The sequence below is a fragment of the Flagellimonas lutaonensis genome (genome assembly GCF_000963865.1).
GTDB lineage: Bacteria > Bacteroidota > Bacteroidia > Flavobacteriales > Flavobacteriaceae > Flagellimonas_A > Flagellimonas_A lutaonensis.
Genome location: NZ_CP011071.1, coordinates 1625742 through 1649984, shown reverse-complemented (window position 1 = coordinate 1649984; position 24243 = coordinate 1625742). Strand labels below are relative to the sequence as shown.

Annotated in this window: 23 protein-coding genes; 7 read left to right on the top strand and 16 right to left on the bottom strand. The window is 44.6% G+C overall.

Annotation, left to right across the window (positions count from 1 at the left end; translation table 11 throughout):
- Positions 1–15: 15 nt before the first annotated feature.
- On the bottom strand, positions 16–459 hold the full coding sequence (locus VC82_RS07635; RefSeq protein ID WP_045801847.1) for a DinB family protein: 444 nt from the start codon (positions 457–459) through the stop codon (positions 16–18).
- 20 nt (positions 460–479) lie between these two features.
- Positions 480–1475: a sugar phosphate isomerase/epimerase family protein gene (locus VC82_RS07630; protein ID WP_045801846.1), complete on the bottom strand. Its 996-nt coding sequence runs from the start codon at positions 1473–1475 to the stop codon at positions 480–482.
- 144 nt (positions 1476–1619) lie between these two features.
- On the opposite strand from VC82_RS07630, the gene VC82_RS07625 reads away from it, so the two are divergent.
- Both VC82_RS07625 and VC82_RS07620 read left to right on the top strand, forming a co-directional pair.
- Positions 1620–3338, top strand: a complete 1719-nt coding sequence (locus VC82_RS07625) for a GMC oxidoreductase (RefSeq protein WP_045801845.1) — start codon at positions 1620–1622, stop codon at positions 3336–3338.
- Positions 3338–3991 carry a gluconate 2-dehydrogenase subunit 3 family protein gene (locus VC82_RS07620; protein WP_045801844.1) on the top strand — a complete coding sequence of 218 codons (654 nt, stop codon included), beginning with the start codon at positions 3338–3340 and terminating at the stop codon, positions 3989–3991. The genes VC82_RS07625 and VC82_RS07620 overlap by 1 nt, the downstream gene beginning before the upstream one ends.
- Before the next feature lie 356 nt (positions 3992–4347).
- Here VC82_RS07620 and VC82_RS07615 read toward each other — a convergent pair whose 3' ends face one another.
- From VC82_RS07615 to VC82_RS07575, 9 genes are all read right to left on the bottom strand, one after another.
- Complete coding sequence (locus VC82_RS07615) at positions 4348–6825, bottom strand: ribonucleoside-diphosphate reductase subunit alpha (protein ID WP_045801843.1); 2478 nt, start codon at positions 6823–6825, stop codon at positions 4348–4350.
- Positions 6826–6893: 68 nt separating this feature from the next.
- A complete protein-coding gene (locus tag VC82_RS07610) occupies positions 6894–7256 on the bottom strand; it encodes a four helix bundle protein (protein WP_045803325.1) in 363 nt (120 codons plus the stop codon).
- A 57-nt stretch (positions 7257–7313) separates the two neighbouring features.
- Positions 7314–8300 carry a ribonucleotide-diphosphate reductase subunit beta gene (locus VC82_RS07605; RefSeq protein ID WP_045801842.1) on the bottom strand — a complete coding sequence of 329 codons (987 nt, stop codon included), beginning with the start codon at positions 8298–8300 and terminating at the stop codon, positions 7314–7316.
- A gap of 327 nt (positions 8301–8627) precedes the next feature.
- Positions 8628–9203, bottom strand: coding sequence for a hypothetical protein (locus tag VC82_RS07600; RefSeq protein WP_157518019.1), 576 nt, complete (start codon positions 9201–9203; stop codon positions 8628–8630).
- A gap of 52 nt (positions 9204–9255) precedes the next feature.
- On the bottom strand, positions 9256–9936 hold the full coding sequence (locus tag VC82_RS07595; protein WP_157518017.1) for a hypothetical protein: 681 nt from the start codon (positions 9934–9936) through the stop codon (positions 9256–9258).
- Positions 9937–10033: 97 nt separating this feature from the next.
- On the bottom strand, positions 10034–10288 hold the full coding sequence (locus VC82_RS07590; RefSeq protein ID WP_045801839.1) for a hypothetical protein: 255 nt from the start codon (positions 10286–10288) through the stop codon (positions 10034–10036).
- A complete protein-coding gene (locus VC82_RS07585; protein ID WP_045801838.1) occupies positions 10289–10492 on the bottom strand; it encodes a hypothetical protein in 204 nt (67 codons plus the stop codon).
- Positions 10493–10510: 18 nt separating this feature from the next.
- Complete coding sequence (locus tag VC82_RS07580) at positions 10511–10855, bottom strand: hypothetical protein (RefSeq protein ID WP_045801837.1); 345 nt, start codon at positions 10853–10855, stop codon at positions 10511–10513.
- 365 nt (positions 10856–11220) lie between these two features.
- Entirely contained in the window at positions 11221–15249 is a 4029-nt protein-coding gene (locus VC82_RS07575) for a hybrid sensor histidine kinase/response regulator transcription factor (protein ID WP_052698960.1), read from the bottom strand.
- 668 nt (positions 15250–15917) lie between these two features.
- Between VC82_RS07575 and VC82_RS07565 the strand changes: the two genes are divergently transcribed.
- Positions 15918–16652, top strand: coding sequence for a LytR/AlgR family response regulator transcription factor (locus tag VC82_RS07565; RefSeq protein ID WP_045801835.1), 735 nt, complete (start codon positions 15918–15920; stop codon positions 16650–16652).
- Between the two features lie 72 nt (positions 16653–16724).
- Positions 16725–18632 carry a tetratricopeptide repeat-containing sensor histidine kinase gene (locus VC82_RS07560; RefSeq protein WP_045803323.1) on the top strand — a complete coding sequence of 636 codons (1908 nt, stop codon included), beginning with the start codon at positions 16725–16727 and terminating at the stop codon, positions 18630–18632.
- Here the strand turns inward: VC82_RS07560 and VC82_RS07555 are convergent.
- Positions 18625–19197, bottom strand: coding sequence for a DUF3109 family protein (locus VC82_RS07555; protein ID WP_045801834.1), 573 nt, complete (start codon positions 19195–19197; stop codon positions 18625–18627). The genes VC82_RS07560 and VC82_RS07555 overlap by 8 nt on opposite strands.
- 93 nt (positions 19198–19290) lie before the next feature.
- Here VC82_RS07555 and VC82_RS07550 point away from each other — a divergent pair, with 93 nt between their 5' ends.
- Positions 19291–19869, top strand: a complete 579-nt coding sequence (locus tag VC82_RS07550) for a MarC family protein (RefSeq protein WP_045803322.1) — start codon at positions 19291–19293, stop codon at positions 19867–19869.
- A 13-nt stretch (positions 19870–19882) separates the two neighbouring features.
- The gene (locus VC82_RS07545; RefSeq protein WP_045801833.1) at positions 19883–20089 is read left to right on the top strand and encodes a PucC family protein; all 207 of its coding nucleotides are present in this window, start codon (positions 19883–19885) and stop codon (positions 20087–20089) included.
- On the opposite strand, the gene VC82_RS07540 is transcribed toward VC82_RS07545, so the two are convergent.
- The 4 genes from VC82_RS07540 to VC82_RS07525 form a co-directional block, all read right to left on the bottom strand.
- On the bottom strand, positions 20086–21714 hold the full coding sequence (locus VC82_RS07540) for a S41 family peptidase (protein WP_045801832.1): 1629 nt from the start codon (positions 21712–21714) through the stop codon (positions 20086–20088). The two genes, VC82_RS07545 and VC82_RS07540, sit on opposite strands and share 4 nt — an antisense overlap.
- Before the next feature lie 13 nt (positions 21715–21727).
- Entirely contained in the window at positions 21728–22165 is a 438-nt protein-coding gene (locus VC82_RS07535; protein ID WP_045801831.1) for a deoxycytidylate deaminase, read from the bottom strand.
- A gap of 94 nt (positions 22166–22259) precedes the next feature.
- Positions 22260–22850, bottom strand: a complete 591-nt coding sequence (locus VC82_RS07530; RefSeq protein WP_045801830.1) for a HupE/UreJ family protein — start codon at positions 22848–22850, stop codon at positions 22260–22262.
- A gap of 78 nt (positions 22851–22928) precedes the next feature.
- Complete coding sequence (locus VC82_RS07525) at positions 22929–23669, bottom strand: TerB family tellurite resistance protein (RefSeq protein WP_045803321.1); 741 nt, start codon at positions 23667–23669, stop codon at positions 22929–22931.
- A 109-nt stretch (positions 23670–23778) separates the two neighbouring features.
- Here VC82_RS07525 and VC82_RS07520 point away from each other — a divergent pair, with 109 nt between their 5' ends.
- Entirely contained in the window at positions 23779–24189 is a 411-nt protein-coding gene (locus tag VC82_RS07520) for a BrxA/BrxB family bacilliredoxin (RefSeq protein ID WP_045801829.1), read from the top strand.
- The last annotated feature ends 54 nt before the right edge of the window (positions 24190–24243 follow it).

The following is a 24243-nucleotide window of genomic DNA, read 5'->3' as shown; positions in this document are numbered from 1 at the left end:
GGTGTCTTCGGTTAATCAGCGTCTATAAAAAATGTAATCCAATTGATCGGGGTCCATACCGTTAGACCTAAAATCCATCAAAATCTGTCCACGGTGATGCGTAGAGTGGTTGATGATATGAAACAGTATGTCCTTTAAATCGTTGGCGAAAACGCGCCCCTCGGTGGTCTCGTACTCCACTCTTTTCTCAAAATCATCGGCATTGGTAACTATTTCAAAAGATGTTCGCTGGTTCTCGTAGTGAATGTCTTGCCAATTGCCCAACGGATGTTCTTGCCACACATCGAATGTCGATGGTTTTTGAAGTACACGATGGTTCCAGATATGGTGGGCGTTCAAAATATGGCTGAACAGCACCCTACTTTTCTCGGGCACTTCATCTAGGGCAACGCACTTTTCTATCAGTTTGCGGTTGCAGTAGAAGTTATAGTCGAACAGTTGGTTAAAGAGTACTTTCATATATATCAGAAACGATATACCTATATTTTCTTGGCTGCATTGATCAAAAGGTTCTTGGTCGCCAAGATACCTTCTTTTTCGCCCAGTTCATTTCCTTCATATTCTACCCCGATATAGCCCGTATAGCCCGCATCTTTTACAATCTTCAACATACGCACATAATCGATGGTGGTTTCGTTGCCTTCTTCATCAAAATCATATGATTTGGCACTGACTGCCTTGGCATAGGGCATCAATTCTTTTACCCCTTTGTATTTGTCATACTCTTCAATACATTTTGATTCATAATAGGATCCATCTTCCCGTTTCATGCAGAAATTGCCAAAATCTGGCAGGGTGCCACAATTCGCCATATTTACCTCTTTCATTATTTCTGCAAGCCATGCCGCATTTGACGAAGGGCCCCCATGGTTCTCTACTATAATATTGATGTTCTTGTCTTTGGCATAACTTGCCAATTGGGTAAGTCCATCGATTGAGGCCTCTTTCCATACCTCGGGGTCTGTGCTGCCATTCAGGTTGACACGAATGGAATGACAGCCCATGGCGGCAGCGGCATCGACCCACTTATGGTGGTTTTCTACGGCAGCGGTTCTTTCGGTACTTTCTTCAGCTGCCAAATTACCTTGACCATCAATCATAATCAATAAATTGGTGAGGCCGTGTTTTTGGCTCTCGGCATTGCTTCTGTCAACAAATTCTTTCATGGCGGCTTCAGAGAAATTATCTTTCTCAAGCAACGGATAGTATAGGCCGCTCACATATTCCAGTCCTTCAAAGCCCCAAGCCTTTGCTTTTTCGGCAAAGGTGTAGGGATCCACCCCATCGTTACGTATCATTTTGTTGATAGACCACTGTGCCAAAGAAAGCTTGAAGAAAGGCTCGACCGCGGCTTCAACTGCTGTTTCTTCTTCTTTCGCCTCCTTTTTGTTGGTGTTCTTGCATGCGTAGATGCCCATGATCGACAAGCCCACACCTGCTTTGGCGCTGTTGCCGATAAACTGTCGTCTTTTCATAATTGTGTAACTAAGGGTTGGATTTGTTATTACATTGAAAATTACTACAACGTTGTAGTTCAGAATTCTCAACGAACCTAAGGATTAAATGTAGAAAATTAATTTAATATTTAATACATTTAGAGGATAAACAAGTTTGAATACATGAGCAAATTCTATTACAACGAAGAACAAGAATCGTATGATGCCATAGTGGTCGGGACAGGCATCAGCGGTGGCTGGGCCGCCAAAGAACTTTGTGAAAACGGACTCAAGACTTTGGTGCTCGAAAGGGGAAGAATGGTCAAACATCGAGAAGATTATCCTACTGCCAATATGGACCCCTGGGATTTTCCACACAATGGAGAATTGCCAAGAGAAGAACAGGCCAAACAACAAAAACAGGCCAGAACGGGTTACACCGTCAAGGCCCCACATAATTTCTGGTTTGTGAACGACCTTGAGCACCCTTACAACGAAATAAAACGTTTTGATTGGATGCGTGGCTACCACGTGGGTGGGCGTTCCATTATGTGGGGGCGTCATAGTTATCGGTGGAGCGACATTGATTTTGAAGCCAACAAACGGGATGGCATTGCCGTTGATTGGCCTGTTCGCTATAAAGATATTGCCCCTTGGTACGATAAGGTTGAGGCCTACATCGGGGTTACTGGCGAAAAACTGGGCCTGCCCCAATTGCCCGACGGCGTTTTTGAACCCATGATGGAGCTTAACTGTGTTGAGCAGCATGTACGTGAAAAAGTGGCCGAACATTTTGATGGCCGTGTGGTCACGGCAGGCCGGGTTGCCCACATTAATAGCGACAAAAAATTTGAGGGCGACGGCAGAACCCGTTGCCAGTTCAGAAACCGTTGTATCAGAGGTTGCCCGTTCGGGGCCTATTTTAGTAGCGTATCGTCTACCCTGCCAGCAGCCGAAAGAACGGGCAATATGACGTTGCGACCAGACTCTATAGTGCACCAGGTAATCTATGATCCAGATACGAAAAAGGCCACTGGGGTCAAGGTCATTGACCGCGTTACCAAAGAAGAATTTGAATTCAAGGCCAAGGTTATCTTTTTGTGTGCCTCGGCCATCGCATCCACCGCTATATTGATGCAGTCAAAATCGGATCGTTTCCCTGATGGACTAGGGAACGATTCTGACCAATTGGGAAGAAACATCATGGACCACCATTTAGGCGTTGGCGCCTCTGGAAAGTTTGATGGCTTTGACGATAAATATTATAAGGGAAGAAAGCCCAACGGCATCTACATTCCGCGTTTTAGAAATCTTGGCGGCAGCTCCAATACCGATTCGTTCATTCGTGGATACGGCTACCAAGGTGGTGCCGGCAGGGGCAACTGGGAAGAGACCATCGCTGAAATGTCTCATGGCAAGGGACTCAAAGATGCCATTTTGAAACCTGGCGGATGGACCTTTGGTATGGGTGGCTTTGGAGAGGTGCTTCCCTACGAAGATAACCGCATGACCCTTGATTATGATAATTTAGACCAATGGGGGCTGCCAACCGTGACCTTCGATGCCGAGTTTAAGGAAAACGAATGGAACATGAGGGAAGACATGAAAAACCAAGCTGTTGAAATGTTGACCAAAGCTGGTTTAAGAGATGTAGAGCCCTTTGACAACCCTGGTGCACTGGGCCTCGGCATACATGAAATGGGCACTGCAAGAATGGGCCGCGACCCAAGAACCTCTGTGGTGAACGGCTACAACCAAGTACATGCCTGCAAGAATGTTTATGTTACCGATGGGGCCTTTATGACCTCAGCGGCCTGTGTAAACCCCTCTTTGACCTATATGGCCTTTACCGCAAGGGCGGCCAACCATGCAGCACAAGAACTTAAAAAAGGAAACATCTAATGGAAAGAAGATCTGCACTCAAAAATATGGGCATGGCATTTGGCTATGCCGTCGCCACACCAACCTTATTGGGAATCTTACAAGGCTGTAAAGACAAACCGCCCTATGCCGAATGGGTGCCCAACTTTTTTGATAAAGAACAGGGTTATGCCTTGGCCCAGACCCTTGACGTCATTTTGCCTAAGACAGACACCCCTTCTGCGACCGAACTGAACGTGCATGTGTTCATCGATGCATTTATGAACGAGGTAATTCCTGAAGAGGCCCAGGCTTTCATAAAAATGCGAACCGAGACCTTTTTCAACAGGGTCTTGGCAGATTCGGGCAAGGTAAGTCTCATGGATGTGGAAGCTGCCGACATTGAACCTGTTCTGGCAAAATACCTTAGAAAAAGAACCGATGAGGAAGAACAATCTCACAATGAAATAATCGATAGCTATATGGAAGCTGTGACGAAAGGTGGGCAAGCTGGCCTTGACGAAGATGTATCAAATTTTTCGTTTGCCAATGACCTTCGGGGAATGGCCATTTGGGCATTCAAGAACACAGAGCATATCGGAGAGGAAGTATTGGCATACCTTCCGGTACCCGGCCAATACATTGGCTGTGGTGATGTCAACGAACTGACACAGGGCAAGGCTTGGTCGCTATAGTTCAAGCGTGCCACTACAACATATAATAAAACCCGTCTTCTTGAATAAGGAGACGGGTTTTATATTTAGTTTAACACCCTAGCTCGTAATATTCCCAATTTAAGTGCGACCCATTTTATAAACACATGGGCTCGTTATGGAACGGTATTATTTCTTCTTGATCATTTATGGTATTCTTTTATTGATATCGTATGCCATGTTTCGCCATTCCAACAAGTAAAACGCCCCGGATTCGACTTTGTGTGGGGTAGTCTTACTCCGGGGCATTCTAAATCAATAAACACTATCACATGCTGAAACAATCTCAGCGCAGACCAAAAACCAAATCTTTTGGAAAGATGGTTTTCAATCCCAAATCATGATCCACACATAAGGCAGTCGTCGTCTGCCTGGCCCTCTTTGGCCTGTGCGATCAATGCCTTCATCTCAGCCTCGGTCATCGGTTGAACATCTACTTCTTGTGTACTTACCGGTGTGGGTTTTACTTCCAGATTTTTTGCTGTCTCTGGTGAGGCTGCCTCCACTTCGGCTTCGGCCACGACGCTAACGGGCACTTCCTTTTTCTTGGTATTGTCCAACGTAAACTTAATGGCGTCAACGGCCGCTTTGGTGCGCAGGTAATACATACCCGTCTTGAGTCCGCTCTTCCATGCATAGAAGTGCATCGAGGTCAATTTGGCATAGTTGGCATTTTCCATAAAGAGGTTTAGCGATTGGCTCTGATCAATAAAGTAACCTCGCTGACGGCTCATGTCAATAATGTCTTTCATGCTCAACTCCCAAACGGTCTTGTACAATTCTTTGATTTCGTCCGGTATGGCATCAATATGTTGGATGGAGCCATTGGCCCGCATCAACTCCTGTTTTAGGCTTTCGTTCCAAAGACCAAGTTTCACCAAGTCTTCCAACAGATGCTTGTTCACCACAATGAACTCACCCGATAGTACACGACGCGTATATATGTTTGAGGTATAGGGCTCAAAGCACTCATTGTTTCCTAGTATCTGTGAGGTAGAGGCAGTTGGCATAGGAGCAACCAACAACGAGTTTCGAACACCGTGCTTTTTAACTTCTTTGCGCAATTTTCCCCAGTCCCATCTTCCTGAAAGCTCCTCATCCTTAATGCCCCACAGGTTATGCTGAAACTCGCCTTGTGAGATGGGTGACCCCTCGTAAGTGGAATAGGGTCCCTCTACCTTGGCCAGCTCCATAGAAGCCGTTACAGCGGCATAGTAAAGGGTCTCAAAAATCTCTTGGTTCAATTTCTTGGCCTCATCGCTGGTAAACGGCAATCGCAAGAGAATAAAGGTGTCTGCCAAACCCTGTACCCCTAAACCGATGGGCCTATGGCGCATATTTGAGTTCTCGGCCTCTTTGATCGGGTAGTAATTTCTATCAATGACCCGGTTCAGGTTTTTGGTGACCCTTTTGGTGACCTTGAAAAGTTCTTTGTGATCGAACTTGCCATTTTTTACGAACATGGGCAATGCAATGGATGCCAAGTTGCAGACGGCAACCTCATCGGGTGAAGTATATTCCAAAATCTCGGTACACAGGTTCGATGATCTGATGGTGCCCAGATTCTTTTGGTTGCTCTTGCGGTTGGCCGCGTCTTTGTAAAGCATGTAAGGGGTGCCGGTTTCAATCTGCGATTCCAATATCTTTTCCCACAGTTCGCGGGCCTTAATGGTCTTGCGGCCTTTGCCCTCAGCCTCATACTTGGTGTATAGCGCTTCAAATTCTTCGCTATGGGTGGTGAACAGCCCTGGGCATTCGTTGGGGCACATAAGCGTCCATTCGCCATCGGCCTCGACCCGTTTCATGAACAAATCGGGTATCCACATGGCGTAGAACAGGTCGCGTGCCCGCATCTCTTCTTTCCCATGGTTCTTTTTCAAATCAAGAAAATCAAAGATATCGGCATGCCAAGGTTCTACGTAAATGGCAAAACTTCCCTTTCTTTTGCCGCCCCCTTGGTCAACGTAACGTGCGGTGTCGTTAAAAACCCGCAACATCGGCACAATGCCATTTGATGTTCCATTGGTGCCGGCGATATACGATCCAGTGGCCCGCACATTGTGAATCGAAAGACCGATACCACCAGCAGATTGTGAGATTTTGGCTGTTTGCTTCAAGGTATCATAAATGCCATCGATGCTATCTTCTTTCATGGTCAATAAAAAACATGATGACATCTGTGGTTTGGGTGTGCCAGAATTGAATAGTGTGGGGGTCGCATGGGTAAAATACTTCTTTGACATGAGCTCATAAGTCTCAATGGCCGAGTCCAAATCGTCTAAATGGATACCCACTGCAACCCGCATCAACATATGTTGCGGCCTTTCTGCAATCTTTCCGTTCAGCTTCAACAAATAAGATCTTTCCAACGTTTTGAAGCCAAAGTAGTCGTAGCCAAAGTCGCGGTTATAGATTATGGTCGAATCAAGTCTTTCGGCATTTTCTGAAATGACCTTATAGACCTCTTTCGAGAGCAACGGAGCCTTTTTTCCAGTACGGGGGTTCACATATTCGTACAGGTCTTTCATCGTTTCAGAGAACGATTTTTTGGTGTTCTTATGCAGGTTTGAAACGGAAATGCGCGCAGCCAGCTTTGCGTAATCAGGGTGTGTGGTGGTCATGGTAGCCGCAATCTCAGCGGCCAGGTTATCGAGCTCTGAGGTCGTGACACCATCGTAAAGCCCTTCTATAACCCGCATTGACACCTTGATCGGGTCAACCAATTCACTAAGGCCATAGCATAATTTTCTAACTCGGGCCGTAATTTTGTCAAACATTACAGGCTCTTTTCTTCCGTCTCTTTTTACTACATACATTTGATTTCAGAATTTTGATTGTAGAATTACGATTGCTTCCTATTCTACATTAATTGTTGTTAAGTTGATTATTTTTTGTCTTTTATTCTTTTTCTTACCGTATTGATGGAAGCCACTATAATTGACAATAACTCGTTGGCCTCCTGCAACAACCTCTTTATTTCTTGATGCTCTTTTTGGGATATGATCAAGAGTATCTCCAAAAAATACATGCTCTCATCAGCCTCTTCTTCAACAATTTTCAGCTTGTTCAAAAAATCGGCATCTGATTTTGCCCTACACGCCGCCCTGTAATTCGCTCCGACCGAGGCTGCACACCTTATCAATTGCCGACAGTAAGCATCGTATTCTCTTGTGGCCGGAAATCTTGAACACAGATACCCGCAATCTATCGCAAATGTTTGTGTGCGCTTCTTTAATTTTTCTTTCACCAAATTTTAGATTACTCCAATCAAACAAATCGTCAATCTAAAATCGTACCTCGTAAATCAGAAATCAGCGTCGAAGCTGATTTTCTGTGAATCGGTGTCTTTCTCTTTGTTGAGCACACCCGCTTTTTGGTACTCTGAAACCCTTTTTTCAAAAAAGTTTGTTTTTCCCTGAAGGGAAATCATATCCATGAAATCAAACGGGTTGGTGGAATTATAGACCTTTTCGCATCCGAGTTCGACCAAGAGCCTGTCGGTCACAAACTCCAGATATTGGGTCATCAATTTAGCGTTCATTCCAATCAAGCTTACCGGAAGTGATTCGGTGATGAACTCACGCTCAATGTTCAGCGCATCGACGATAATTTCCTTTATACGTTCTTTGGGCACCTTGTTCACCAAGTGGTTGTTGTGCAGATGTACCGCATAGTCGCAATGCATGCCCTCATCCCTTGAAATCAATTCATTGGAAAAGGTCAATCCGGGCATCAGGCCTCTTTTCTTCAGCCAAAAAATGGAGCAGAAAGCACCCGAGAAGAAAATACCTTCGACCGCTGCAAACGCAATAAGGCGCTCTGCAAAACTTGGCGACTCAATCCATTTCAACGCCCAATCAGCTTTTTTCTTGATAGCAGGGAAATTTTCGATGGCCTTGAACAGAATGTTCTTCTCCTTCTCGTCTTTCACATAGGTATCGATGAGCAACGAATAGGTTTCTGAATGGATGTTTTCCATCATAATCTGAAAACCATAGAAGAACTTGGCCTCAGAATACTGCACTTCGTTCACGAAGTTTTCGGCAAGGTTCTCGTTTACGATACCATCAGAAGCTGCGAAGAATGCCAGAATATGTTTGATGAAATAGCGCTCGTCATCGTTGAGTTTGGTGGTCCAATCCGATAGGTCTTGGTGCAGGTCTATCTCTTCGGCCGTCCAGAAGCAAGCTTCCTGCTTTTTGTACCATTCCCACAAATCGTGGTGCTGAATGGGAAAAATGACAAATCGGTCTTTGTTTTCTTGCAAAATGGGCTCAACGGCTGATGACATATTCAAAAAAAATTAAAGTTGCTTAATCGAGTGAATTTTCCCTCTGGACGGGCTAACAAAGATTTAAAAATGAACCCGAACTTTAAAGGCTGTTTTGCTAAAACAGCCCCAAAGTTTTTAACATAAGTTGTTGAAATCCATGCTCGCAAGTGATGTTTATTGGAGCTTTGAGAAGTTGACATTTTCAAGGCTTCGAACAAAAGATTGAACACTCGATAAAAAAGACCGAAAAGTACATTTCAAAATACTTTTCGGTCTTTTACTTTGGCCATCCTTGTGTCCGCTAAACATACCAGGCTCGACAATCAATAAGAGCCAGAGAAATTATCACTTCAAATCTTCAAGGTTTAATCGGTCTATAAACCCCCAGATTTCATCTGATGTTTCGGCATTGGATTTTACCGAGACGCCATATTGGTCTTTGAGCATAAACTTGATCAGGTATTGGCCTGCGGGTGGGGCCAGGTATTCTTCTTTGGCCTTGATACCGTTGTGCATTAAGGTCTTTTCATAGCCGTAGTCGCTGGAGTAATCGCGTTCGAGGTTGGCTATCGCCAAATGGTCACGGATCTCTCTTTTTCCTTTTTCAGAATTGCCGTCAACAACCTGCACCGTGATGAACACCTCGTCTTTTTCATAACGCGCTGTGGTTGAATTCAACCCCTGCAATTTAAAAGGGTCGGTGACAAATCGTACCAATGTATAGCCCATGAGTTCTTTGGATGGAGACCAACTGCGCCATACATCGGCCTCCAAATACACATTTGAATTTTTGACGGCATTGGTGGCGGGTTCGCCGTTGTTCTCCGTTGCCTTCTTTTCTTTATCGCCGCCAAAGTTGCATCCTCCAATGCAAATAAGGATTGACATGGCAAAAAACAATCTTAGGGTCGATATGTTCATCTGTTTATAGGTTTTATTTGTTGGTTTATTCCAGTGAATGCTCTTTGAGCGACTAGCCCTCACAACCCAAAGCCTCCATTTTCTGACCGATTTCGAATGTGCGATAGAGAATGTATTCAGGCCTGAAAAATTTTATGAGGTAGTCCAAGACGAATTCGTTGCCAACATCATCCTCAGATACCGAATTATCTCTCCTCCATCGTCTTATAATATTGTCAAGCATATAACCTATTCTTATAGCCAATGTTTCATTATCCATCGATTGCAGAACTTCATAAAAATCATCGCGAATGGGTCTAAACTGCGTATAATGTAGTTGGGCCATTTTCTCCGGGCAGTACATGATGGTGGTCGAGCTGGCCATGGCCAAGGTCTGCATACCCAATGCATCACATGCGGACATTGTAAGATCTCCCAGTTTATGTTCATTGACAAGTTTTAAGTATGCATGCACATACAATACCATAAGTGCCGTGCATTTCAGGTATTTGGTGTCCAGTGCATTCACAACCTTGCCATTTTCCTCCATCATTTTTTCCCATGCCTCTTCCCATGCTGTTGCAGCTTCAGATTGGGCTGCATTATCTGCTGCAGATTGCGCTTGATTCCCCGCATTTTCTTGTGCTGCGGCGGCTTCCATAAGTGCACCCATAATATCGCCCTCTTGGGCCATGGCCATGGGGCTGCACAGTAGCAGGGCGGAAATCAGTAGTAATTTTTGCAGTGTTTTCATGTTTTTTGTTTTTTGTTTTTTTCTATTGCTTTGAGGTAAAAGTCCCCTCTCCTATATCCTCTCCCCAGAAGAGAGAGGATTTCTGCTCATGTTTTAATCATTGTACCCTTACCACCATTTGACCCCTCTTTCGGGAGACCAATTGGGCCTTGTTGTTGCCCAATGTAAACTGATCGCCTGGGAGAAATTGATCCCCTGGGAGAAACTGGTCACCGGGCAAGAATTGGTCTCCCGGCAAAAACTGATCACCGGGCAGGGCATTCTTATCGGTAAAAATGGTAATGGTCGCATCACCAAGGGGTTCTATTGCCGCACCCACTGTTTTGTACTTTCCGTTCAGCAGCCCAAGCATTTACTTGGCGTTGGGATGCCGTTTTTGAAATGCCTTACTGTCAAAATTTCCCATTTTGTCCGAAAACAATTCCATATTGGTGACCTTGTTCGCCTTGTCAACGACCAAAATAACCTTAGTGCCTTTGGTGCTTCGTGTCTGGGCGTGTACCAACCCTGTTGCGAACACCAGTAAAAATGTGGTGATAAAAATTTGCGTTTTCATGATTTTTTTGAATTACGATTATTTCTTGTTCCCTTTTGAATTGCAAAGTTGTATGCCTGTCCATTTCAGGTGCCACTTATACCTTTTTGCCGTTTCTTTTTTTAAGGGGTTCAACTCACCGAAATGGCCGTTGTCGTCTGTCCATCTTAAATACACCCTGAAACCCGTGGGCGTGGCGTCGTAGATTGCGTTTGCCCCGTTGGCGCACCAGTGATGGCTTTTGCCTTCGAGCGATACCATGTAATGGGGTGTTGCCGTAAAGCCCCCTGACGAGGTATCCACATCAACATAAATGCCGCCCCGTGAGCTCTCATAATCGGCCCAATCATCTGGTGAGGTTTTCCCCTGTGCTATATGTAACATAGCGGTAACGTTTACGTGATGCCTACTCTATCTGGTTTTCGGCTTCCCCAGGGGGATTTTTATGTTTTTTTACAGGTCGTCCGTAAAAGGATCAACGCTTTTTAAACAAGCAGCAACACCACAATACCCAATGATATGGCCGCAACGGCCAACAGCAACAGTGAGATGGCGTCCATCTTTCCGAATAGGATATACATGGTTTCATTCTTTTTCATTTCCGCAGGTAAAATTTCTCGTTACAAATCGTTTTGTATCTGCATCGAAAGTAACTATCAAAATTGCGGATTCATGCCATGTATGTAACCAAGTATGCAAGAAATGTAACAGGCGATGGGATGGGATGCGAGTAGGTGGATTGAAAGCTATCAATCAGTGCTTTGAAGAAATTCGGCGGGGGTTTTTTTATAGGTTTCCTTAAAACATTTGATAAAATAGGATGGGGTATTAAACCCCACGGTATAGGCCACCTCGTTGACCGTAGCGTCAGAAGTCTTGAGAATGTGCAGGGCCTGTTTCAACCGCTGAGAACGGATGAACTCGGTGGTCGAAAGCCCCGTGATGGCCGTCAGTTTTCGGTGCAGCTGCATACGGCTCATGCCCACGACCGAAGCAAAGGTTTTGGCATTGAACCCAGCGTCGGACAACCGTTCATCGAGCACCCTTTGCACTTTTCCCAAAAAAACCTCATCGGTGGGGGTAATGGCAATGTCCTTTGCCTTCAAAATGACTTCTTGGCTATAGCGGCTGCGCAGTGCACGACGGCTGTCGATAAGGTTCTGAACCCTTTTTTCCAGTACCCGCAGTTTAAACGGTTTGGTCACAAAATCATCGGCCCCCGATTGCAGGCCTTTCAGCTCTTGCTCCTCGCCTGTACTGGCGGTCAAAAGTATAATGGGAATATGACTGGTACGCTCATCGGTCTTAAGGGTGTTGCAGAGTTCGATGCCATCGGTGCCGGGCATGTGCACGTCTGATATGATCAGATCGGGCACGATTTCGATGGCCTTTTTGATGCCCAAACTGCCATCGGCAGCCTCAAAGACCTGAAACCTGTTTTTCCATACAGATGCCAAGAACTGCCGCACCTCTTGGTGGTCTTCGACCACCAGTACCATGGGCAGGTCACTTGGTGCTGGCTCGTTCTCTTTGTAACCACTATCTATATCAACGGTGTTCGAAATATTGGAAACGGCAGCTTTTTGGTTTCCATCAACGATTTGGGCATCGGAAAAACGGTCTCTGGCAATGGGCAACATCACCCGAAAATGAATGGTATCATTGTCTTCGAGCTGCACTGATACTTCGCCCTTATAAAGTTTCACCAATTGCTTGACCAGTGAAAGCCCCACACCTACCCCCTCGGCATATTCATCTTGTTGGTAAAACCTGTTGAAGAGCTGGTCGAGGTTCTTTTCTGAAAAGTTTTTGACCGTATTCTTTACATCCAATTGTAGATGACCGCCTTTTTCTTCGGCCTTAAAGAGAACGCTGCCCTTTTCGGGGCAATATTTAAGGGCGTTCGAAAGCAGGTTGGTGACGATTTTATCAATGGCATCCTCATCGTACCATGCCCCATCAAGTGCCTTGACATCAACGGTATAGTCGATATTTTTTTGTTCGGCCCTGTACTTGAAAGAAGTGGCCAACATCCCCAAAAACAACCCCAAATCACCTTGGGAGACCTTCAATTTTAATTTTCCCTTCTCCAATCTTGCCAAGTGCAATAGTTGATCTACCAATGCCATCAGACGGTTGACATTTCGCTTGATCATAGAAAAATTGGCGTGGTCAGCATCAGAAAGCCCACCATCGCCCAATTTCGCATCGATAGGACCCGAAATCAAGGTAAGGGGTGTTCTGAACTCATGTGATATGTCAGTGTACAATTTAGATTTGAAGTCGTTGAGTCGTTTCAACCGATGTGCCTCCTCTTCTTTCAACTCCAGGACGAGCTTCATTCGCCACCGCCACTTCAGATAACTATAGACGCCATAGATAGCGCCGAGAAGCAGCAACGCATATAATACTTTGGCAAAGGTGGTGAAGTACCAGGGCGGTTTAATGGTAAAGGCGAAGGTGGCCGGTTTCGGGTTCCAAACGCCATCATAATTGCTCGATTTTACCTGAAACTCGTATTCGCCTGGCGGCACATGCGAATATCTGGCAAAATTGGTGTTGCCCGCTTGAATCCATTCTTCATCGTAATCTACCAACCGATATTGGTACTGGTTTTTTTCGGGCAATGAGAACTGCATGCTCGAAAAGGTAAACGAGAGTGTATTTTGTTTGTGTGACAATTTCATGCCCGGGCGAATGGGGTAGGGTTCGTTGCCCACCTGCATACCCGTAATCGCCGTTTTGGGCAACTGGGTATTTTCCACGATGTCGGTGGGTTTGAACCAATAAATGCCCTCAAGACCACCAAAATAAAGATTGCCATTGTCATCAATGTGATACGCCCCTGTATTGAACTCGGTTGCCAGCCCTTCATAGTTGGTATAGTTAGTGATAATGGGCGTTTGGTCAAGGGAGCTAGCAGGGGTGAACTTGGTAATGCCTCTGTTAGAACTGAGCCAAAGGTTGCCCTGCCCATCAGGGAGGATGGCATAGATCACATTGTTGGCCAGACCGTCTTTTTCGGTGTAGGAATAAAAACGGTCATTGCCGATATCGAAGGCATTCAATCCGCCCCCGTAGGTACCTATCCAGAGTATATTGTCATCCTCGGAGAAATAGAGCGACTTGATCATGTCGTTCGACAGAGAGTCGTCACTGTTTCCTGCCCTATATGTGGTGGTTTTTTGCTCTTTTAGGTTAAGATGGATAAGTCCTTCGGAATCGGTTCCGAGCCACAGATTGCCTTTGTTGTCTTCTGTAATGACCCGGATATTATCACTGACGGACAGGTCTATGGAAGCGTTTTTTTCATTGTAACTTATAAGCTGTCCTTTTTTCTTATCGAATTGAACCAGACCATTTTCACGCGTGGCCAGCCAGTAGCGTTGTTCGCTGTCTTTAAAAATATCCCAAATGGTAATGGCTTCGAGCCCCGTGTTTGGCGGGTTGTTATAATTTATGATGGTGCCATCCGATTCAAGAATGGCGAGTCCGCCCCCTTGGGTACCAATCCAAAGGTCGCCATCCGCATCGGCATACAGGCTCATGATCCTGTTCGAAGGCAACCGAGTTTCTTCAGGTCCCTCGGTCGAATACTTGACCCAACTGTTGGCAGCGGGAATATATTCCATGAGACCTTTGTCCGAAGTGCCGATCCAAACAGATCCAGAACCATCGGTGGTTATGGCCCTCACAACCTCGACATTGATGTTTTGGGGCACCTGAAAATTGGTGATCGCATTGAACTTTTCAAGGTATTCGTCATAGTAGCTCAGACCGGCACCATCGGTGCCAAACCAAAGGGTACCCGTGTAATCTTCATAAATACTCAGAATATCGTTGTAGTGAACGGCCCTGGGGTTGTGCTTATCGGCCATAAAATGCTGGGTCTCAAAACCATCAAGATATATCAGGTACAGCCCATCACCGTATGTGCCGATCCAAAGCCTTTCTCTTGAGTCTATAAACAGCGACAGTATATTTAAATCATCTGGAATTGGGATACTCAAGGGCAACTCTGCCGCTCGCTTTAAAAAAGAGCTTTGGCCTTCCCTGAAAAACAATCCGCCACCATATGTGCCAAACCACTGTCTGCCGCCCGCCTCAATGGTTATAGTGCTGAACTTTTTTAAAATCCTGCCCTCGGCCAATGTCTCATTCAACGTATCATTGATTTGTTTATTGGCCATGTCGATGGACAAAATGCCATTATCCGTAGCGGCCAATATATTGGCTTCGTATTGGGCCAGCGCATAGATGGTCTCTTTGATCTGGCCGATGTTTTGCAAATGTGGAACGGAATCGTTCATTTTTGAGTACAGCAACCCTTCCGAATACGTGCCCACCCAATACCCAAAATTTTGATCCTGATAGATCACGCTGGCATCATCGGTCAGCGGTATGGGTTCAAATCGATCATTGCTTTGATCAAGTCTGTTCAATATTCTGGAGGAGGGAATACACCAGACTTGGTTCTGCCAATCCACATACACCTTTCCCAAGTGACTGTAATCGGGTCTTGTTATATCGTCAAAAATAAAGGGGTACACAACAAAATTAGTACCGTCGTACTTGTTCAACCCATCTTGGGTGGCAATCCATAAGTAACCCGTACTGTCTTGGGCAACTGATATACCGCAATTTTGCGAAAGACCCTCTTTTATTGATAATTGTCCGAAGCTTATTTGTGATTGGGGGAAAACCACCTCTAAGTTGAAGAAGCCCAATACAATGAAAAGGGCCTTAAAGAGTATCGCCAATAAGTTTTTATTAAACATTTGCCACAAATTGGAAGCTGTGACTTAAGTTAAGAAAATTGGAAGCTTTCGGCAAGGTTGCCTGTAGTAAAATTATACCATAACGTACGGCCTGCCGATGCTTTACAATCTTGCTTTTTAGGTAGTTCCCCCGAAACCCAAATCACATAGATTGCAATACGCAACGGCAATGATTATCTTAAAAATCGCACATACGCTAGTATGTTTGGTTGGCCGTACGTGGTTGGCAATTACTGTTTTTTATTCCATAAGAGCTACTGTCATTGATGGCGGTTGGGTTGTTTTCGGCCTGTTCTCAATCAACGAGGCCACTACTAAGAGAACGACCAGGATCAAAAACAGTATGGCACATTTTTTCATTTTACTTGGTTTGGTGATTTGGCAATCGATATTTGGTTTGTCTAAATTAAAGTGTGACAAGGCCCCACCAATTGCCTAATGTGTGGATGGTTGTATTTCATGTGTGGATGGCCCGATAAAGCTTTAACACTTTTTTCCACCCCATTCATTTGCAGGCATCTATGGTATAGCTTATCTTACAGATAAAATTCTTTCAATAACGGGTTTTATACTATATTTTACCAACCATAGACAATAATTGACCATAAACACAAATTGATCAACAGCCTACATGCAATAAACCTACTTTTAATCAATAATAAGAAAGTATGTTAAATGCCGTCATAGTAGACGATGAAATCAAGGCTCTTCAAAGCCTTAGCTGGGAGCTGACCAATCTAAGTGACGAGGTCAACATCGTGGCCTCGTTCACCGATGCCCACGAAGCTTTGAAGTATCTTGAAAAGAACACCCCTGACTGTTTGTTCTTGGACATAGAAATGCCCACCATGGATGGTTTTCAGTTCATCAAAAACCTAAAGAACAAGAATTTTCCGGTGGTCATCACCACGGCCTATAACCAATATGCCCTAAAGGCCCTTAAAAATGAGGCCATCGATTATCTGTTGAAGCCCATTGATTCTGACGACCTTAGCGAGACCATTGCCAAGATCAAAAAATATAATTCCAAAAACCTCACAGCCGAAAAACTCGAAAAAATTCTTCTTGAGCACAATGCGGAAGCATCACATAAAAAAATAACCATCAATACGGATGGGAAACTGATGTTTTTTAGTAGCGACGATATTCTCTACGCAGAATCAGACGGCAACTACAGCACCATATTTTTGAGCGACGGCCAAAAAATTCTCTTGACGAAAAAATTGAAAGAGGTGAACGAGCTTTTGCCCAGCAACTGTTTTTTCAGAATCCACAACTCGTATGTCGTCAACCTGAACAAAATAAAAGAGTTTTTAAAAACCGATGGATACGTGGTGTTGGAATCGAACCACAAAATTCCTGTTTCGAGACAGAAAAAGTCTGACTTTTTAGATCTTCTATAACCCTACTCTTAAGTGCCTCACTTCAAGTCTATCATATTAAGCCACGTTCCCACAAAAACATTCAACCGTGTTTTGTCAGTTTTCTTTTTTCTGGGATTCAATACGGTTTCTGCACAAGCCGTTCCTGATACTTTTAAACAAAAGGTTGAAAAGCTCATTGCGGCCTCCCCAAAAAATTATTCCACCATTGACGATGCGTTAAAGAGCGAAAAGAGAGATACCCTATTGATGGGCTACTTCAACGAGCTGGCCAAAGAAGCCAATTATCTCGAGGGCCAATCCTATGCGCTGAACCATATTGGACGCGCCTTCAGAAACCTCTCTCAATTCGATAGGGCAGTAACCTATCATAAAGAGGGGTTGCAGTTGGCAAAAAAAGCGAACAGTATAGACTTTCAGGTGCTAAGTCTAAATTGGCTGGGCGTGGTGTACCGTAGGATGGATGCCATTAAAACTGCATTGGATTATAACCAAGAAGCTTTAAAGTTGGCCGAGTCGGTCGAGAACCCCAATTATCATATCAAAAGAAGTATCAATGTTTCATTAAACTGTATAGGAAACCTTTACCAAACTTTAGAGCAGTATGATCTGGCCATTGAACAATTTACCAAAGCACTCAAACTTGAATATGAACTCAACAACAAACTCGGGCTAGCCATAAATTACCAAAATATAGGCCACTGCAATGAATTAAAGGGAGAATTGGAAAAAGCACTTGAAAACTATCGTAAATCACTTGCTTATAACGAAGAAATAAATAATGACCTGGGACGTGTCATCTGTAAGAATAGTATTGCACAGATACACCTCAAACAAGATATGCCCAATGCTGCAATGGTTCTATTGAAACCCCTGCAAAAAAAATCAAAAGAACTGGGCGATAACTTCATTACTGCCGCAGTATTCATCAACTCCGGATGGGCAGAAACAAAGCTTGGCAATTATACCGAAGCCGAAAATTTGATAAAAAGAGGCCTCAATTTAGCAGTTCAGCACAACATGCCCAGTACCAAACTACTGGCTTATGAGCACCTTAGCGAGCTTGAAGCCAAGAAAGGCAACTATAAGGACGCACTACAATATTTCAAGAAGGCACAAGATGTAGAAGAAGAGATAACAAGCGGCACCAACTTTAGATACATGCAAGATGTAATCAGCCGCTATGAAGCTGAAAAAAAGAACAATGAAATTGCCAATCTGGCAAAAGAGAATGAATTGGTTCGACTACGGTTGCGTAAAAACCAGACCACTTTTTTGGTCAGTGCCTTGGCCATCGGGCTCATTGCCTCCATTCTATACATTTTACATCGAAAATATCAGAGCCAAAATGAGAAGAAGGTGCTCAGCTTGGAACAGAACATGCTGCGAAGCCAAATGAATCCGCATTTTTTGTTCAACTCGCTCAACTCCATTAAGCTCTATATCATAAACAACGATAAGAAGAATGCGGTTCATTATTTGAACAAATTTTCAAAGTTGGTCAGAAAAATACTGGAGGCTTCTTCACAAAAAGAGATTACGTTGGAAGAGGAGCTGGAAACCATTGAACTGTACATGAATATTGAAAATATTAGATTTTCAAATGAAATAGATTTTGAGGTCAACATTGATAAGAATATCGACCTGAGTCAGATCAAAATCCCTTCGCTGGCCCTTCAACCCTTTTTAGAGAATGCCCTTTGGCACGGGCTATCACCGAAAGAAGGCAACAAAAAGGTAAGCCTTGATGTGGCCCATAAGACCAATGGCCATGTGACCATTACCATCGAAGACAATGGAATTGGCCGTCAAGCTGCCCACATCAACAAAGAAAACCGGGTGCTCAAACGCAAATCGGTGGGCATTGACATTACCAAAGAGCGCTTGGCAAATTTTGCCAAAGATTACCAAAACTCATTTGAGGTACAGATTGTGGACCTTTTTGATGACAAAGGCTCGCCCCGCGGCACCAAGGTAGAGGTTGAGATCCCCATTATTTAGAAAGCTCTTCAGCAACCTTTTCAAGTTCGGCATACCATGCCTCCCCGAATTTTCTTACCAAGGCCTCTTTCACAAATACATAAATGGGCACCTTCAATTCGGCGCCCAAGGCACAGGCAGGGTCGCAAATTTGCCATCTATGATAGTTCACGGCGGTAAATGCGGAATATTCCTTTATGCGAACCGGGTACAAATGGCATGAAACGGGCTTTTTCCAATCGGTGACCCCGTGCTTGTGGGCTTCTTCAAGGCCACATTTGGCAATATGCTCGTCATCGTAGACCACATAGGCGCAGGCACCTGTTTCTTTGACCAAAGGGGTTTCCCATTCACCGTCTTCCCCTTTCACAAAGGCACCTTGCTCTGAAATGGCCCTTATGCCCTCTTTGCTTAGAAATGGGGTGACCTTGTCCCGAATCTCATCTAAAATCTTGGTCTCGGCCGCCTCAAGTGGGGCCCCATACTCCCCATCTACACAGCAGGCCCCTTTGCAAGCATTTAGGTTGCAGACAAAATCATGTTCAATTATATCCTCCGATATGAGGGTCTTGTCTATTTGGAACATGGCATCAACGATAGGACCGCAAAAAAATCACCCTGAAACTGAAATCTGAAAGTGGTTTTTAAACGTACATTTGCGCAACAAATATAGTGCATGATGAATTTCAATTTCAAGGAAATCGCCACGGCCAGCATGGTACTCTTTGCCGTAATCGATATTTTGGGAAGCATCCCCATCATCATTTCGCTCCGCAGTAAGGTGGGCCATATCCAATCAGAGAAGGCCTCGATTGTGGCCGCAAGCCTTATGGTGGCCTTCTTGTTTGTGGGCGAGCGTATTCTAAACCTTATCGGCATCGACGTGTACTCATTTGCCGTAGCGGGCGCCCTCGTTATTTTTTTCTTGGCCGTAGAGATGATTTTGGGCATTACCTTATATAAGGAAGAAGAACCCAAAACCGCTTCCATTGTGCCGATTGCATTCCCACTGATTGCCGGTGCCGGTACGCTTACCTCTATTTTATCGCTGAGGGCCGAATACCATGTCGAGAACATCATTGTGGCCATAATTGTCAATACCATTTTCGTCTACCTCGTCTTGAAATCCTCGGTACGAATCGAAAAGTTCTTGGGGAAGAGCGGATTGGGAGTTATTCGGAAGGTTTTTGGGGTTATCTTGCTGGCCATTGCGGTAAAACTTTTTGCCACCAATATCAATCAATTGCTCAATCAATAATCGTATTTGCATTATGAACAAGACTTTGACCATCGTATTCATACTACTGGCCATGGGCCTTATTGTTTTCAATTTTACGCTGTTGGATTTTCAAAATCCGTTTGTGGGAGACAGTCTTATAGCTGTAATCGGGATTGTGGCGTCATTATGTGCCATTTTATTGCTACTGATCTTATGGAAGGCAAAAAACATTGAGCGCAGGGTAAACGGAAAAGACTAATCCAAGAGCGGCCCTTCTATGGGCATGGCCGCCGATGCAATCGAATCGAGCTCAAGAACCTTTTTCAACATGGCATCATGTTCGCCCTTGATCTGTGCCGATAGATTTGGAGAAAACAACTGTTCGGCCAAATTCGCCTTTAAATACGCCTTTATTTTCTTCTCTTGTGCATAGAAGTCAAGCTTCACCTTTCGGTTCAACATAAAGTCAATGAACTGCTCGAACAAAATGTCATCGACCCTGAATTCTTCCAAAAATTCCGATTTGGAAAGGTGGCTGTAACGGGTACGGTCTTTTTCAAGATGCTCGAAAATGAAAAACGAGAAGAATTCATACGTATCGTCCATACTTTCAATGGCCTCTTCTTGGTTGCTGCCGATTGGCACGAACACATCGGGTATAATGCCCCCACCACCATAAACGATCTTGCCTTTTGGTGTCTTGAACTTCAATGAATCGGCTACCTTGATGCTGTCCACAGAAATCAGCTCGCCGCTGTGGTATCGGTTGATGAATTCTTGGTAGTAGTCTTCTTGATGCCCATTTTCATATGATTTTTGTATGGAGCGTCCCGTAGGGGTATAGTACCGTGAAACGGTAAGCCGTACGGCAGAGCCATCGCCCAGGTCCATTTCTCGCTGTACGAGCCCTTTGCCAAAAGAGCGCCTGCCCACTATGGTGCCGATATCGTTGTCTTGCAGTGCCCCTGCGATGATCTCACTTGCAGAGGCCGAACGTTCGTTGATCAACACATAAACGGGCCTGTCTTCAAAATTTCCTTTGTCGGTGGCATAGGCCTTTTTTATGTTGCCCTTTTTGTTCTCCGTGTAAAGAATTAACTTGCCTTCCTCCAAAAATTCATCGGCCAGTTGTTCGGCAATGCCCAGATACCCGCCGGGATTGTCCCTTAGATCAAGTACCAATTTATCGGCGCCCCTAATCTTCAATTTTTGAAGGGCGGCCAAAAATTCTGAAAAGGTAGATTCGGCAAATCGGTTAATCTTGATGTACCCCATATCGTCGGTGAGCATGTAGTAAGATTCCACGCTTTTTATGGGCACCTTGCCACGGCGCACGGTAACATCAAAAATCCTGTCTTCCGTTTTACGGTAGACCGTGAGCTTTACCCTGCTACCAGCCTTCCCTTTCAGACGGTCGACAATCTCTGAATTGGGTATTCGTTTCCCAAAAAGAGTGTCGCCATCGGCCATCAAAATACGGTCGCCCGGTTTGATGCCCCGTCGATGACTGGGCCCGTTCTTAATGGGCCTGATAACTGTAATCGTATCCCTAAACTTGTAAAAGCTGATTCCGATGCCCACAAAGTCGCCTTTCATGCTTTCTGAAATCTCTTTCATCTCGCTTCGCGGAATGTACACCGAGTGGGGATCCAGTTTTCCTAAGATATTGTTCACAGTGACATCGACAATACTGTCGGTATCGACCTCATCAACATATTCATAATCGATGTAATCGATAAGGCGATTCAGCTTATCCTTTTTTGAGTTTGTCGAGAAAAGCTTTTCTGGCGAATCGTTAAAATGCAGCTTGCCGCCAATAAAGATTCCAATGGCCAAAACCATGGCCAAAACAGTGGGCAATATGTACTGATACTTCTTTTTCATTTACTTTTTTTGCCTACACCATTTCTTCCAAAACGGGCAGGTGCTGTGTTTCGACCCCGGCACGCTGCAAAAAACGCAATCCGGAATCATCTTTGTAGGCCTTTTGATATACCACACGTTTTATGCCAGATTGGTGTATCAACTTGCTGCATTCACGGCAAGGCGATAGCGTGATGTACAAAGTGGCACCCTCACACGACTGGGTAGAGGCCGCTACTTTAAGAATGGCATTGGCCTCTGCATGCAGTACATACCATTTGGTGTAGCCTTCTTCATCTTCACAAATGTTCTCAAAACCAGTGGGCGTGCCATTGTAACCATCAGAAATGATCATACGGTCTTTTACGATAATGGCCCCTACCTGTTTTCGGCGGCAATAAGACAGTTTGCCCCATTCTTGCGCCATGCGTAAATACGCCTTGTCGTATTTCTCTTGTTTGCTCTGCTTCATAGACGGAAACCGATATCATGTATCGGTTATACCTTTAAATATACCTGCTTTCAAAAACCTCCGCAACCTAATTCCGAAGAAATTAACGAAATGCCTAAAACGGAAACGTTTCTATAAGCATTGGTATTGTGATGAGTAGTATCAAAATGGAGGCCAGGGCGATAAAAATTCTTTTTTTGACCTTTAGTACATCTTGCAATACAAAAGCTAATAGCAGCACCATTAGAATGATGGCCACCTGTGAAAGCTCGATTCCCGTGGCAAAACCCAGTAAGGGCCCCACCTTTTCCTCTTCTTCGGCCATCAACATCTTAAAGTAATTTGAAAAGCCAAAACCGTGTATGAGCCCGAAAAAAGCTGTAACTAGACAGTGAAAATAAAAGCCTATTTCAACTCTGTTTTTTTCATTTACAATGTAAAAACCATTAAATATTGCTGCTGCTGCAATTGTAATTGGTATCAAAAACTCTATCAAACCCACATCGACCGTAGCCACCCCATATACCGACAGGGCCAAAGACACGCAGTGGGTAATGGTGAAGATGGTCGCCAACACTACCACTTGCTTCCAACTTTTAAATGCAAAGGGCACCGCCAAGGCGGCCAAAAACAAAATATGGTCGTAGGCCCCCAAATCGAGTACATGGTTGAACCCCAATTTTATGTAGAACCAAAAGTCTTGCATTGTTTTTATGGTTTGTGGTTAATCGTTCAAGGCTTGCGGTTTCCCCACTTGAAACTTGAAGCTATAAACTTAAACCTTTTACGTTAACCCCCGTTCTTTTTGGATAACCTCATAGGCCTTCTGCACTTCCTTGAATTTTTCCTCAGCCCCTCTTTTTATGGCTTCATCTTGGGTGTTTACACGGTCGGGGTGGTATTTTTTGGCCATTTTTCGATAGGCTTTTTTAACCTCCTCGTCTGTGGCCGTCTTTTCAATTTCCAAAATTTTATAGGCATTGTCGGCCGACTTGATAAACATGGCCATTATACTCTCAAAATCGTAGCTGCCAATTCTCAAGTATCCGGCCAGCTCACGAAGTTTGTTGATTTCGGCCTTGCTCACCTGGCCATCTGACTGGGCAATGCCGAATAAAAAATGTATCAATTGCAAACGCACTTCGTACCGTGTGCGCTGGTTTAGGTAATTACAGATACGTTGGGGCGATACCTCCCTCTTTTTCACCACCTCGTTGAAGGTTCGAAAAATGGCGTTGGCCTTTTCTTTGCCATAGGTGCTTAAAAAATACTGGCGAACATAATCAAGTTCGCGTTGGCTCACTTGTCCATCTGCCTTGATAACAATGGAACAGAGCGATAAGAGGTTGAGCTCAAAATCAGCCGGGGAAACAGACTGTTGCCCAAAATCGCCAAAAATGGTGCGCGAACCCGAACCACCGCTACCGCTTAAATTATCAAGAAGGCTGCCGACAAAGAACCCTAGTATGGCACCTACAAAGCCCCTTATAAAAAAACCTATCAAAGCCGCAAACCACTTGATCATTGCAAAAATAAAGCGCAAAGATACATCTTTGGCCACGAATGCCTTGACAGTGGGGGCCCAAAAAGAATGTCAAATTGCGTATCTTTGTGCTCCATAAAAAAATGAGTCTATGTATCCTGAAGAATTGGTAAAACCGATGAGAGATGACTTGGCTTCTGCCGGGTTTGAAGAATTATATACGGGCGAGGCTGTTGAGAACGTCCTCAAACGAGAAGGCACCACCTTGTTGGTGGTAAACTCTGTTTGTGGTTGTGCGGCTGCAAATGCGAGGCCCGCGGCTAAAATGAGCCTGCAAAACGACAAGAAACCTGACCATTTGGTCACTGTTTTTGCCGGTGTGGACACTGAAGCTGTGAATACGGCCAGAGAGCATATGGTACCCTTCCCGCCATCTTCACCCAGTATGGCGCTTTTCAAGAACGGAGAATTGGTACACATGATCGAACGGCACCATATTGAGGGCCGCCCAGCAGAAATGATCGCTGAAAACCTAGTAGAGGCCTACAACGAGCACTGCTAATGATTTCTGAAGCCCTGGGGAAGGGCGATTATAATACTGACCACTTCTTCGGAA

What these genes read in the sequence shown, in the direction of transcription:
- VC82_RS07605 (WP_045801842.1), bottom strand. Translation starts at nt 8,300, where the DNA reads ATGTCATCAGCCGTTGAGCCCATTTTGCAAGAAAACAAAGACCGATTT.
- VC82_RS07550 (WP_045803322.1), top strand. Translation starts at nt 19,291, where the DNA reads ATGAATTTCAATTTCAAGGAAATCGCCACGGCCAGCATGGTACTCTTT.
- VC82_RS07540 (WP_045801832.1), bottom strand. Translation starts at nt 21,714, where the DNA reads ATGAAAAAGAAGTATCAGTACATATTGCCCACTGTTTTGGCCATGGTT.
- VC82_RS07575 (WP_052698960.1), bottom strand. Translation starts at nt 15,249, where the DNA reads ATGTTTAATAAAAACTTATTGGCGATACTCTTTAAGGCCCTTTTCATT.
- VC82_RS07615 (WP_045801843.1), bottom strand. Translation starts at nt 6,825, where the DNA reads ATGTATGTAGTAAAAAGAGACGGAAGAAAAGAGCCTGTAATGTTTGAC.
- VC82_RS07620 (WP_045801844.1), top strand. Translation starts at nt 3,338, where the DNA reads ATGGAAAGAAGATCTGCACTCAAAAATATGGGCATGGCATTTGGCTAT.
- VC82_RS07535 (WP_045801831.1), bottom strand. Translation starts at nt 22,165, where the DNA reads ATGAAGCAGAGCAAACAAGAGAAATACGACAAGGCGTATTTACGCATG.
- VC82_RS07590 (WP_045801839.1), bottom strand. Translation starts at nt 10,288, where the DNA reads ATGCTTGGGCTGCTGAACGGAAAGTACAAAACAGTGGGTGCGGCAATA.
- VC82_RS07530 (WP_045801830.1), bottom strand. Translation starts at nt 22,850, where the DNA reads ATGCAAGACTTTTGGTTCTACATAAAATTGGGGTTCAACCATGTACTC.
- VC82_RS07585 (WP_045801838.1), bottom strand. Translation starts at nt 10,492, where the DNA reads ATGAAAACGCAAATTTTTATCACCACATTTTTACTGGTGTTCGCAACA.
- VC82_RS07520 (WP_045801829.1), top strand. Translation starts at nt 23,779, where the DNA reads ATGTATCCTGAAGAATTGGTAAAACCGATGAGAGATGACTTGGCTTCT.
- VC82_RS07630 (WP_045801846.1), bottom strand. Translation starts at nt 1,475, where the DNA reads ATGAAAAGACGACAGTTTATCGGCAACAGCGCCAAAGCAGGTGTGGGC.
- VC82_RS07565 (WP_045801835.1), top strand. Translation starts at nt 15,918, where the DNA reads ATGTTAAATGCCGTCATAGTAGACGATGAAATCAAGGCTCTTCAAAGC.
- VC82_RS07555 (WP_045801834.1), bottom strand. Translation starts at nt 19,197, where the DNA reads ATGTTCCAAATAGACAAGACCCTCATATCGGAGGATATAATTGAACAT.
- VC82_RS07545 (WP_045801833.1), top strand. Translation starts at nt 19,883, where the DNA reads ATGAACAAGACTTTGACCATCGTATTCATACTACTGGCCATGGGCCTT.
- VC82_RS07635 (WP_045801847.1), bottom strand. Translation starts at nt 459, where the DNA reads ATGAAAGTACTCTTTAACCAACTGTTCGACTATAACTTCTACTGCAAC.
- VC82_RS07595 (WP_157518017.1), bottom strand. Translation starts at nt 9,936, where the DNA reads ATGAAAACACTGCAAAAATTACTACTGATTTCCGCCCTGCTACTGTGC.
- VC82_RS07525 (WP_045803321.1), bottom strand. Translation starts at nt 23,669, where the DNA reads ATGATCAAGTGGTTTGCGGCTTTGATAGGTTTTTTTATAAGGGGCTTT.
- VC82_RS07625 (WP_045801845.1), top strand. Translation starts at nt 1,620, where the DNA reads ATGAGCAAATTCTATTACAACGAAGAACAAGAATCGTATGATGCCATA.
- VC82_RS07600 (WP_157518019.1), bottom strand. Translation starts at nt 9,203, where the DNA reads ATGAACATATCGACCCTAAGATTGTTTTTTGCCATGTCAATCCTTATT.
- VC82_RS07580 (WP_045801837.1), bottom strand. Translation starts at nt 10,855, where the DNA reads ATGTTACATATAGCACAGGGGAAAACCTCACCAGATGATTGGGCCGAT.